A 12,801-nucleotide genomic window follows, 5' to 3' on the forward strand; every position below is an offset into this window, starting at 1 on the left:
ATTTTGTAGTCATGAGCGAAAACACCCCACTCGATCCCGAGGCTGTCGAGCTGGCGGGCCGGCTCTTCGACATGGCACGAACCGGCGACGCGGCCGGGCTGGCGTCGTACGTCGATGCCGGAGTTCCCGTCAATCTGACCAACGAGAGCGGCGACACGCTCGTCATGTTGGCCGCGTATCACGGTCACGCTGACGCCGTCGTTGCCTTGATCGATCGCGGCGCCGACGTCAACCGGCCCAACGACAAGAATCAGACACCACTCGCCGGAGCCGTCTTCAAGGGCGAGGATGCGGTGGTGAAAGCGCTGGTGAACGGTGGAGCCGACCCGAAAGGCGGACACCCGACTGCCGTCGACGCGGCTCGGATGTTCGGACGCGAGGATTACCTGAGTCTGCTCGAATCGTGATCTCCCCCTCTTCGACGTGGACGTGAGCGTCGGCGAGCTGCGGTGAGTGGGTAAAGTTCGAAGTCGTGATTGACCTCAAGTTTCTCCGTGAGAACCCCGAAATCGTCCGCGAGTCGCAGCGCACCCGTGGAGAAGATCCAGGACTGGTCGATGCTCTGCTCGAAGCTGACGCGTCCCGACGCGCTGCCGTCCTGACCGGAGACAACCTCCGCGCAGAGCAGAAGGCCTTCGGCAAGAAGGTCGGACAGGCATCTCCGGAGGAGCGGCCGGCCCTGCTCGAGGGTTCCAAGGAACTGGCGGCAAAGGTCAAGGAAGCCGAGGCCGCGCAGCACGAGGCGCAGGCCGCACTCGACGCCGCACACCGCGCGATTTCCAACGTCGTACAAGAAGGTGCGCCGGCCGGTGGCGAGGACGATTACATCGTGCTCGAACACGTCGGTGAGATTCCGAAGTTCGACTTCGAGCCGAAGGATCACCTCGAACTGGGTGAGTCGCTCGGCCTGATCGACATGGAACGCGGCGCCAAGGTTTCGGGCTCGCGCTTCTACTTCATGACCGGCTACGGAGCGATGCTCCAGCTCGGACTGCTGCAGTTGGCCGCGCAGAAGGCGATCGCCAACGGCTTCACGATGATGATTCCGCCTGTGCTCGTGCGCCCGGAAATCATGGCCGGTACCGGCTTCCTCGGCGCTCATTCGGACGAGATCTACCACCTGCAGGATGACGACCTGTACCTCGTCGGAACTTCCGAGGTGCCGATGGCCGGCTACCACTCGGGCGAGATCCTCGAACTGAACGAAGGCCCGAAGCGCTACGCCGGTTGGTCCTCGTGCTTCCGCCGCGAGGCCGGCAGCTACGGCAAGGACACCCGCGGCATCATCCGTGTCCATCAGTTCGACAAGGTCGAGATGTTCACGTACTGCCGTCCCGAGGATGCCGACGCCGAACACCAGCGTCTTCTCGGCTGGGAGCGAGACATGTTGGCCGCCATCGACGTTCCGTACCGCGTGATCGACGTCGCCGGCGGAGATCTCGGTTCTTCGGCTGCGCGCAAGTTCGACTGCGAAGCGTGGGTTCCGACGCAGGGCACCTACCGCGAGCTGACATCGACGTCCAACTGCACGACCTTCCAGGCCCGTCGCCTCGGAGTTCGGTACCGCGACGAGAACGGCAAGCCGCAGACGGCTGCCACCCTCAACGGCACCTTGGCTACGACGCGCTGGATCGTGTCGATTCTCGAGAACCATCAGCAGGCCGACGGCTCGGTGCGAGTGCCCGAGGCATTGGTGCCGTTTGTCGGCACGGATGTGCTTCGCTGACACGCTGAACCAACACAATCAGGGCCGCGACGGACTCCGTCGCGGCCCTTTTCGTACTTTCGTACTGGTAGGTTTGGAACTTTTTCCGAACTGACGAAATATTAACTTTTTCCCGCCGAATGGCGCGGTGACCACCAAAAGCGTTGTCGATGGGCCGCTTTGGCGATAGTTTTGCGTTCAATCGAGTTTCCATACCCTGCTTTTCCATCCCGCGTCTGGTGATACGAGGGTGAGTCCGGGGTGAATTGGACAAGTGTCTTGCCAAAAGTAGTACACGTACTAGTTTTTTCGTTATGTTGTGACGGCGCGCACACGTTTTGTCCGAATCCACTGCTCATGTTTGCCCTTCCGAAGGAAGTGCCCATGCCCCAAATCTCTCAGTTGCGGCGATTCGCCGTGCCCATAACCGGAACCGCCATGGTCGCCGGAATGCTGCTGGTCGGCACGCCCGCATCCGCCGCGATCTCGACCACCGGTTTCAAAACAGCGTGTGTCGCAGACTCCATCATTGGAGACGTCCACAAGGTCACCGACAACCTCATCACGGTCGACGCACCCGCTTCTGTCCAACCCGGCGAGACTTTCACCTACCGAATTCAGCCGAGCGGAACGTCGTATCCGGACAAGGATTCCGGCGCGACGACTACGAACCTGTCACGTCTCAAGGTCGACTACGCAATCCCGGCCAACGCGACGTTCGTTTCCGCGGCCGTCGTCGCGGGCACCTCGGTCGGACTCGACAGCGTCGCACCGAACGTTCTCAGGGTCAACGACTCTGGCAACGTCGACGGTAGCGGCGGGATCCTGCGGCTGTCCGGAAACAACCAGGTGATCGGCAACAGTCCGACGACGAGTACCAACTCGGAGGGAGGTATTCGAGTACCGAAGTCCAAGAAGAACCTCGATGGCTCGACAAACGGCAACGGAGACACCTGGTTCCGGCTTCCCGCAGTCGACGTGACAATGGTCGCTGGTGCGACGGGAGTGATCCAACCGAAGGTGAGGACCGCGGGTACGGCCGGCAACCTCGGTGCCAGCGAAAACTTCAGCACTCAGCTCGCAAAGGCGAGTTTCCTTGGTACACAGTGGGCGCCGACCCGTTGCTCGCCCCGCGAGAACAAGGACACCACACCGCTCAATGCCGGCGCGGGTCCGCTCGCGACAATCAGCATTGCTTCGGCTCCGGTGGATGTGGAGACGACGACGTCGTTGTCGGTTCCGGCTACGGCGATCACGGGTACTGCTGTTGATCTGACGGCCACGGTTGCTCCGAACAATGCTGTCGGTTCGGTGCAGTTCAAGTCCAACGGTGCGGCGATCGGTTCGCCGGTTGCAGTTGCTTCGGGTGTTGCGACCCTGTCGCATGCGTTCGATGTTGCTGGTGCGCAGAGTGTTACGGCTGATTTCACTGCTGGCGCTGGGTTTGTGAGTTCGTCGGCGTCGGCTCAGACGGTGACGGTGTCGGATCCGGCTCCGGTGGATGTCGAGACGACGACGTCACTCTCGGTTCCGGCTACGGCGATTACGGGTGCGGCGGTTGATCTGACGGCGACGGTTGCTCCTTCCACTGCTGTGGGTTCGGTGCAGTTCAAGTCGAATGGTGTTGCGATCGGTTCTCCGGTGACAGTGACTGGCGGTGTTGCGACGCTGTCGCATGCGTTTGATGTTGCTGGTGCGCAGAGTGTTACGGCTGATTTCACTGCTGGCGCTGGGTTTGTGAGTTCGTCGGCGTCGGCTCAGACGGTGACGGTGTCGGATCCGGCTCCGGTCGATGTCGAGACGACGACGTCACTCTCGGTTCCGGCTGCGGCGGTTACGGGTGCGGCGGTTGATCTGACGGCCACGGTTGCTCCGAACACTGCTGTGGGCACTGTGCAGTTCAAGTCGAATGGTGTTGCGATCGGTTCTCCGGTGACAGTGACTGGCGGTGTTGCGACGCTGTCGCATGCGTTTGATGTTGCTGGTGCGCAGAGTGTTACGGCTGATTTCACTGCTGGCGCTGGGTTTGTGAGTTCGTCGGCGTCGGCTCAGACGGTGACGGTGTCGGATCCGGCTCCGGTCGATGTCGAGACGACGACGTCACTCTCGGTTCCGGCTGCGGCGGTTACGGGTGCGGCGGTTGATCTGACGGCCACGGTTGCTCCGAACACTGCTGTGGGCACTGTGCAGTTCAAGTCGAATGGTGTTGCGATCGGTTCTCCGGTGACAGTGACTGGCGGTGTTGCGACGCTGTCGCATGCGTTTGATGTTGCTGGTGCGCAGAGTGTTACGGCTGATTTCACTGCCGGTGCTGGGTTTGTGAGTTCGTCGGCGTCTGCTCAGACGGTGACGGTCTCTGATCCGGCTCCGGTCGATGTCGAGACCACGACGTCACTCTCGGTTCCGGCTACGGCAATCACGGGTACGGCGGTTGATCTGACGGCGACCGTGGCTCCCTCGAACGCTGTCGGTACGGTGCAGTTCAAGTCGAACGGTGCGGCGATCGGTTCGCCGGTTGCAGTTGCTTCGGGTGTTGCGACGCTGTCGCATGCGTTCGATGCTGCGGGTGCGCAGAGTGTTACGGCTGACTTCACTGCCGGTGCTGGGTTTGTGAGTTCTTCGGCGTCGGCGCAGACGGTGACGGTCTCTGATCCGGCTCCGGTGGATGTCGAGACCACGACGTCACTCTCGGTCCCGGCTACGGCGATCACGGGCACGGCGGTTGATCTGACTGCGACGGTTGCTCCGAACACTGCTGTTGGTTCGGTGCAGTTCAAGTCGAACGGTGTTGCGATCGGTTCCCCGGTGACGGTTGCTTCGGGTGTTGCGACGCTGTCGCATTCGTTCGATGCTGCTGGCGCTTTAAGTGTTACGGCTGACTTCACCGCCGGTGCTGGGTTTGTGAGTTCTTCGGCGTCCGCTCAGACGGTGACGGTCTCGGATCCGGCTCCGGTGGATGTCGAGACCACGACGTCACTGTCGGTTCCGGTTACGGCGATCACGGGTACGGCGGTTGATCTGACCGCGACCGTGGCTCCCTCGAACGCTGTCGGCACTGTGCAGTTCAAGTCGAACGGCACGGCGATCGGTTCCCCGGTTGCAGTCTCCTCGGGTGTTGCGACGCTGTCGCACACGTTTGATGTTGCTGGCGCTCAGAGTGTTACGGCTGACTTCACCGCTGGCGCAGGGTTTGTCAGTTCCTCGGCATCTGCCCAGACCGTCACTGTCTCCGATCCGGCTCCGGTCGACAAGGCGACGAAGACGGTTCTGAGCGTTCAGGGTGAAGCCAAGGTCGGACTCCCTGTCGATCTCTTCGCGACAGTGTCCGAAGATCCCTCGGACGCCCTGGTTCCGTCCGGCGGAACTGTCCAGTTCAAGATCGGGGGAGTCGATCAAGGCGCCCCGGTCGCGGTTGTGGACGGAGTTGCCAAGCTGCCGCACGTATTCGGAGCAGAAGGCACCTTTGCAGTCTCGGCCACATTCAGTGGATCCGGTGTGTTCACTGCCTCCACAGCGGAATCCGTCGACGTCAATGTCACCGTTCCGACCCCGTCGGATGTCGAGAGCTCTACGTCGTTGACGGCTCCGTCTTCGGCAAAGGTCGGCACCTCGGTGCAGCTGAAGGCTGTGGTCAGTTCTTCCGGCGCGACGTCGGGAACAGTTCAGTTCTTCGACGGAACGACTCCGATCGGGACGGCTGTTGATGTTGTAGGTGGGCAGGCTGTGTTGAGCCACACCTTCACCACCACCGGAAATCATTCGATCACCGCGGTTTACAGCGGAGCCCAGGGAGTTACGGGTTCCACGTCGACTGCATCGGTTGTGAACGTCGGTAACGGGGGTGGAGGCTCCGGTTCGCTCGGATCGCTGTCGCTGCCGTTCGGTTCCTGATTCTCCGATGATGTGATGCCCCTTGCGCCCATGGGTGCAAGGGGCATTGCATTGCCGAAAGACTCAGCGATTGGTCGTTAGCGTAGGTATCGGCAATTTGTGAATGTTTGTCCGAAAAAACTGATACACGTGCTACTTTTGGCGGGTACTGTACGGGCGTCCAGCTTCAATCCTGATTTTCGCTCTGTTTGAGTATTCCGAGAGAAGAACCAATGCACATCTCGACGCTCCGGCACTGCGCCGCGCCTCTGACCGGCGCTGCCCTGGTGGCCGGGATGCTGCTTATAGGTGGTGGGCAGGCTGCTGCGCAGACCACCACGACCTCATTCAAAAGTACGTGTCGCGCATCGGCGGCCATCAACGTCGACAAGACCAAAGAGGATTCAGTCATCGTCAATGCGCCGACCACAGTGGTATCCGGAGAGACATTTACGTTCACGATCCAGCCTGGCCCGGCTTCATACCCGGACAGTGATTCCGGCGCGACGACCAGCAATCTGTCGAGGTTGAAGTTCGATTTCGAGATTCCGAATAACACGACATTCGTTCAGGCCGCTGTGCTGCCGAACACGGGTAAGAACCTCGATGGGGTTCCGGCAGTCGTGCTGAGGATCAACACGTCGGGTTCAGTCGATTCGGCAGGACCTCTGCTTCGGCTGTCGGGCAACAACGAAGTAATTGCCAACGGCACTTCGAACAGCACCAACAGCGAAGGGGGCATCCGTGCTCCCAAACTCAAGAAGAATCTGGACGGATCGTCCAACGGCAACGGGGACAGTTGGTTCCAGATGCCGGCCGTCGAGGTAACCGTCGTCGCGGGCACTGCCGGGACGGCAATCACTCCGAAGGTGCGGACGTCCGGCAGCGCCGGAAGTTACAACGCAAGCGAGAATTTCAGCACCCAACTCGCCAAAGCCACCTTCCTCGGTGGAACCCAGTGGGCGCCGACCAAGTGCTCTCCGCGGGACGGAACGGGATCGGGGCTCAACAGCGGGGCAGGCGCGCTGGCGACCATCGCAGTATCGAGCGCTGATGCACCCTCGACCACACAGCTCAACCTACCGGCCTCGACTTACGTAGGCACCGAGATAACCCTGTCTGCGGGCGTTTCCGGTGGAACATCTGGTGGCACGGTTCAGTTCAAGGACGGAGGCAACCCGATCGGTGGACCGGTCGCGGTCGTCAACGGAACCGCCGCACTTCCGTACACCTTCACGACGGCCGGCGACCACAGCGTCACTGCTGAATTCAGCGGCGTACCCGGAGTCTCCGGATCGACATCGGCGGCCAAGGTAATCAAGGTCCAGTCCGCACGCACTGCGACATCGGTAGCAGTGACCGCGCCCGAGAATTCGGCGCTCAACGCGCCAGTGGATTTGAGTGCAACAATCTCACCGACGCCGACGGGTGGCACGGTTCAGTTCAAGGACGGATCGAACAATCTCGGTGCGCCGCAGCAGGTTACCTCCGGGCAGGTCAAGCTGACCACCTCCTTCGCAACCTCCGGGCAGCACTCGATAACAGCGATCTACAGCGGAACATCCGAATTTGCGGGCTCGACGTCAACTCCTCAGATCGTGGGAGTCGCAGCGGCAGATTCGGTGACGACAACATTCGTCAACCTTTCCGGGTCAGCCGCGACCGGCGACGAAGTAGCGCTGTCCGCGTCAGTCTTCCCAACACCTACTGGCGGAACGATCCAGTTCAAGGACGGTGGAGTCGATATCGGCGCCCCGGTCGAACTCGTCGGAGGGACCGCAAACCTTACTCACAGTTTCGATTCGGCGGGCAGTCATTCGATCACTGCGATCTACTCGGGAACGGTGGGCTTCACAGCCTCGAGATCGCTGCCGACGACGATCACGATCGATGACGGAATCTCCGGGACCACGACGGTAGTCACCGTGCCGTCATCGGCAACGACCCGGAACCCGGTTGAGTTGCGCGCGGTGATCAGTCCCGCACCAGCGGGTGGCACCGTTCAGTTCGCCGACGCGGGTGTACCGGTCGGTGACCCTGTCGCCGTCGACAACGGCGTAGCGGTCATCACCCATTCCTTTACGACGGCTGGAACGCACGCGATCACCGCGCTCTATTCCGGTGATCCGACGTCCGCCGGATCGGTTTCGGCGGCGCAGAGCATCGAGGTGACGTCCTCCGATGTCGCCACGTCGACAACGGTGACCGTCCCGGCGGCTGCCAGGACCGGTGGCGCAGTAGATCTGAAGGCGTCGGTTGAACCGAAGCCTTCGGGTGGCACCGTTCAGTTCACGGACGCGGGCGCTCCTATCGGATATCCGATCAACTTGGTCGATGGTGTCGCGACGCTCAGCCACGTCTTCACGAATTCCGGGTCTCACGATATTGCCGCTGCGTTCAGCGGCGCTGTCGGATTCGACGGTTCCACGTCCGCCCCGGGCACCGTGGACGTCAGTCTCGCGGATCTCGGCACCGCCACTCTGCTCAGTGTTCCCGGCGAAGCCAAGACCGGCACCGCCACCGATCTTTGGGCTTCGGTGTTCGAATTGCCGAGTGGGCAGCCTGTTTCGACCGGCGGAACCGTTCAGTTCTCCGATGGAGGGGTCAGCCTGGGTGCGCCCGTATTCGTATTCGACGGAGTAGCCAAGCTGACACATTCTTTCTCCACTACGGGTGCACACGAGATCATCGCGACCTACAGCGGATCAGAAGGTCGTAACGGCTCGACAGCGCAAGCCCGTTCGATCAACGTATCGGAGGCGACCGCGTCGGACATCTCGACCGCCACCGTCATCTCCGTACCCGGCACAGTCACGGTGGGTTCACAAATATCGTTGAGCGCCAACGTCATCGCCTCGGAGACTGCCGGTGGAACCGTGCAGTTCATGGATGGCGACACACCGATCGGTCAGGCGGTCGTCCTGGTCAACGGCGTTGCCACCCTGGGGCACACCTTCGACAAGGTGGGTGCTCACCCGATTACCGCTGTCTACAGCGGTGCTGCCGGATTCTCTGCCTCGACGTCGGCGGCTACCTCCGTCCTCGTCGAGAAGGCCTCGACCGGCAACGGTGGCGGCGGATCCAGTGATTTTCTTCCGTTCGGTTCCTGACCTTCGTGCGTTGCTAGCTGAGGAGTATTCGTGTCTGTGAGAAGAAGTTCCGCGGTTGTGGTGGCGGCGTTGGTCGGCGGTGTATTGGTCGCGGGTGGTGTTGCTTCGGCAGCTCCGTCGTCGTCGCCGCCCGTGGAGAAGAGTGTTGACTTCAAGTTGGGGTGTGACGGCTACGAGCATTTGGCCGTTGACATCTCGGATGTGTTTCATTCGACGGGTGTGACGGTGTCGGCGCCGGAGAAGGTAGTGGCAGGGTCGACGTTCACGTACCGGGTGCAACCGAATGCAATGTCGGTGCCGACAGGTGGTCATGCTGGTCGCAGTGTCGGTAAGTGGACGCGACTCAAGTACGACTTCGACATTCCTTCGGGGGTGTCCTTCGTGGATGCGCGAGTGGTGGCAGGTTCATCATCGAATCTGTCAGGTGTGGCTCCGTCGGTGATTCGGATCAACGACGGCGGTTCGCCGGACGGCGCAGGATCGCATCTACGTATTTCGGGGAACAACCAGACTGCCGACTCGAACAACAAGGGCAGCAACGGCCCGAGCACGAGTAAGAACAGCGACGGCGGAATCGAGGTCGCAGCGGGGAATACCTTCCGGTTGCCGGCGATCGATGTGACGGTGCTTGCCGGTGCTGCCGGCAGCACGGTGCAGCCGAAGGTTCGTGCGACCGATGGTGATTCGGGCTCGTTCAACTCCCCGAAAAACGCATTCACCTTCCTGCAGTACGAGACATTGTGGCCGGGGTACTGGGAGCGGTACAACTGCTCGCCGCGTGATTCGAACAATGGCGGATTGAATGCAGGCGGTCAGGCGCTGGCCACCGTCAACGTCGTCACACAGGTGGCGACGACAACAGCCCTGACATCCGGCACGACGGCCACCGTCGGCCAGTCGACGGATCTGGTCGCGCAGGTCTCGCCGGCGCCGACCAGCGGCACCGTTCAGTTCAAGGACGGGGGGACCGACATCGGTGCTCCAGTCACCGTCGTCAATGGTGTTGCCACACTGCCGCATACATTCACGACATCGGGGGGTCATTCCATAACCGCCGCATACGAGGGAGTTCTCGAGTTTCTCGGATCCACGTCGTCAGCACAGACAGTGAACGTGGCGGCACCCAATGAACATACGAGCACGTCGGTAACCGTGCCGGCGAGCGCTGTCGAGCAGACCTCCGTCGACCTGAACGCATACATCTCACCGGCAACCGACGGTGGAACGGTGCAGTTCAAGGACGGTGGGATCGACATCGGAGGCGCGATTCCGGTGACGGCCGGAGCAGCGACGCTTGCCCACACTTTCACCACCACCGGCGCGCATTCGATCACCGCAGTCTATTCCGGCACTGCAGGTTTCGACGGTTCGACCGCAGAGGCGCAGACGATCGACATCTCGAGCTCCACGCAAGACACGACCACGACACTTCAGGTGCCTTCCACCGCGAACAAGGACGCTGCCGTCACCCTGACGGCAACTGTGAACCCGCAACCCAACGGTGGAACCGTCCAGTTCAAGGACGGTGGAGTTGCGATCGATGGCCCGGTTGCCGTGAGTGGCGGAATCGCTTCTCTTGCGCACACGTTCACCGCTACCGGCGCACACAGCATCACTGCCGAGTACTCGGGTGCCGCCGGCTTCGGTGTCTCGGCTTCCCAACCCTCGACCGTCACAGTGGCTCTCGCTCAACAGAACACGACGACAGCGCTCAACGCGCCGAATGTTGCCTCAACCAGCGCAGCCGTGGATTTGACTGCGGTGGTCTCGCCGACGCCAAGCTCAGGAACCATCCAGTTCAAAGATGGTGCGGCGAACATCGGAAGTGCGGTAGCAGTGGTCAACGGATCGGCGACACTCTCGCATCAGTTCACTACCAACGGTGCGCACAGCATCTCGGCCGTCTATTCCGGCGGTGCAGAATTCGGCGGCTCGATCTCGGCCCCTAAGACCGTGACCGTGTCGACTGCAGCAGCTGATTCTGCGACTACCGTGACTGTTCCGCTCAGTGCTGACACCGGCAGTGCCGTTGACCTCAAAGCCACTGTGTCTCCTGCGGGCAACGGCGGAACGGTGCAGTTCAAGGATGGCGGTACGAATATCGGCGGCGCCATCGCGGTGACAAGCGGTTCAGCGACGCTCAACCACACCTTCACCACGGCCGGTTCGCACGACATCACGGCGGTGTTCTCGGGTACTAACGGAGTGAACGGATCAACGTCCAGTGTTCAGTCCGTTCAGGTGAGTGTCGCCGATCAGGGCTCCGTGACATTGCTCAGTGTGCCCGGTGAAGCGAAAACCGGTGTGGAAACAGACTTGTGGGCGAGCGTTCGGACATCGACTGACGGAATCGTCGGAGAAGGCACCGTGCAGTTCTTCGACGGCGGCGTCGCGATCGGTGGTCCGGAAGCCGTGACGGCTGGCGCTGCCGGCCTGTCGCATACGTTCACGAACACGGGAACTCACAGCATCACCGCGGTGTATTCAGGCGGCTCCGGAATCCTCGGATCAACGGCGCTGGCGCGCACGGTGAACGTCACCGCTCCGGCTCCGTCCGACATCGCAACAGCCACTGGAATAACCGTTCCCGGCAGTTCGACCGTCAACAAGTCGGTAACTCTCTCCGCCACTGTCACTTCGGTGCAGAACGGTGGAACCGTACAGTTCATGGACGGTGACACACCGATCGGTGAGGCTGTTGCGGTAATCAACGGGATCGCCGCCCTCAACCACACATTCACGACGACCGGTGTGCACTCGATCAAGGCGATTTACAGTGGCGCAGCCGGATTCACGGGATCCACGTCCGATGTCCGCACCGTCCAGGTCAACGAGGTGCCCGGTGACGGAGGTACCGGTTCGCTCGAAACCGGATCGTTGGGGTCCCTTCCGTTCGGTTCCTGATCTGGTCACAGCATCTGCAGTATTCGAATACCGTCGACGGGAGTAGCTATGTCACACCAAGAGTTCTGCGATTCAGGTCGGAGAAGTTTTCATGTCGCGTAACCTGATTCGTCGTGGCATAGCGCTCGTCGGCGTCGCCTCGGTGGCGTTGCTCACGGTCGGTTCCATCTCGGCTACCGTCTCCTCTGCTGCGACGGCAACCGTCTCCGAGGGCAAGTACCGGTTCACACGCAGTTCCAACGTCGACACCGTGTATCTCGGTGACAAGATCACGTACACAACTGCCCTCACCAAGTCCGGTATAGACGGGTACATCAACACCTTCGTCGATGTGCACCCCGCCTGCCTGACGTACGAAACGGGGTCTGCGAAACTGACGCGAGGATCCACGTCGGCGATCACTCCGTCGTCCGTCTCGGGAACGTCAGTCACTGTGACCAATGCCGGCTGGCTGGTCAACGGGAACAATCCTTGGACACTCAGCGTGACGTACCTCGTCACGGATTCCTGCGCGTTCGGTGCACTCGGTGGTGGCGTCACCGCCAGGGGCACCGTGATGGGAAGCAGTGGTTTCGGAGTCTCCGAAGATCATTCCACCATGGGGCCATCGGTGACGGTTGCCAAGCGCGACACCACAACTGCGCTGTCGGTGCCGGCCACCGCGACGGTGGGTTCGTCGGTAGACCTGACGGCGACAGTCGGGCCCAACAACGTGCCAGGAACTGTCCAGTTCAAGGACAACGGCAGCAATATCGGGTCCCCTGTCACCGTCAGCGGTGGTGTGGCCACATTGGCTCACTCTTTTGGATCCGCTGGCTCACGTTCTGTCACGGCGGTATTTACGTCGAGTGCGGTGGCGTACGCGGGTTCGACATCCGTCGCCGCGAACGTGGCAGTCTCGAACCCAGTTCCGGTGGATGTGGTGACGACGACGTCGTTGTCGGTGCCGGCTACGGCGGTTACGGGTGCGGCTGTTGATCTGACGGCGACGGTTGCTCCGAACAACGCTGTGGGCACTGTGCAGTTCAAGTCGAATGGCACGGCGATCGGTTCCCCGGTGACTGTTGCCGGTGGGTCTGCAGTTCTGTCGCATGCGTTCGATGTTGCTGGTGCGCAGAGTGTTACCGCTGACTTCACCGCCGGCGCTGGGTTTGTGAGTTCGTCGGCGTCGGCTCAGACGGTGACGGTCTCGGATCCGGCTCCGGTGGATGT

At 61.4% G+C, this 12,801-nt stretch carries 6 protein-coding genes; all 6 read left to right on the forward strand.

Annotation, left to right across the window (positions count from 1 at the left end; all coding sequences use genetic code 11):
• Window positions 1–11 precede the first annotated feature (11 nt).
• Window positions 12–407, forward strand: a complete 396-nt coding sequence (locus tag ACFWEM_RS20640; protein ID WP_230816040.1) for an ankyrin repeat domain-containing protein — start codon at window positions 12–14, stop codon at window positions 405–407.
• A 65-nt stretch (window positions 408–472) separates the two neighbouring features.
• Complete coding sequence (gene serS, locus ACFWEM_RS20645) at window positions 473–1,726, forward strand: serine--tRNA ligase (protein ID WP_007736032.1); 1,254 nt, start codon at window positions 473–475, stop codon at window positions 1,724–1,726.
• 363 nt (window positions 1,727–2,089) lie between these two features.
• Window positions 2,090–5,596, forward strand: a complete 3,507-nt coding sequence (locus ACFWEM_RS20650; RefSeq protein ID WP_378536498.1) for a beta strand repeat-containing protein — start codon at window positions 2,090–2,092, stop codon at window positions 5,594–5,596.
• A gap of 212 nt (window positions 5,597–5,808) precedes the next feature.
• The gene (locus tag ACFWEM_RS20655) at window positions 5,809–8,685 is read left to right on the forward strand and encodes a beta strand repeat-containing protein (protein ID WP_378536500.1); all 2,877 of its coding nucleotides are present in this window, start codon (window positions 5,809–5,811) and stop codon (window positions 8,683–8,685) included.
• Window positions 8,686–8,715: 30 nt separating this feature from the next.
• Window positions 8,716–11,589, forward strand: coding sequence for a beta strand repeat-containing protein (locus ACFWEM_RS20660; RefSeq protein ID WP_378536502.1), 2,874 nt, complete (start codon window positions 8,716–8,718; stop codon window positions 11,587–11,589).
• Window positions 11,590–11,680: 91 nt separating this feature from the next.
• Window positions 11,681–12,801 (forward strand): Ig-like domain repeat protein (locus ACFWEM_RS20665; RefSeq protein ID WP_378536504.1); only part of this gene is annotated, 1,121 nt, incomplete at its 3' end.

It is taken from the genome of Rhodococcus sp. NPDC060176, assembly GCF_042728675.1.
Classification (GTDB): Bacteria; Actinomycetota; Actinomycetes; order Mycobacteriales; family Mycobacteriaceae; genus Rhodococcus_F.

Bases quoted from the DNA above. Each gene is read 5' to 3' on its own strand.
- ACFWEM_RS20640 (WP_230816040.1), top strand. From the start codon at position 12: ATGAGCGAAAACACCCCACTCGATCCCGAGGCTGTCGAGCTGGCGGGC.
- ACFWEM_RS20650 (WP_378536498.1), top strand. From the start codon at position 2,090: ATGCCCCAAATCTCTCAGTTGCGGCGATTCGCCGTGCCCATAACCGGA.
- ACFWEM_RS20655 (WP_378536500.1), top strand. From the start codon at position 5,809: ATGCACATCTCGACGCTCCGGCACTGCGCCGCGCCTCTGACCGGCGCT.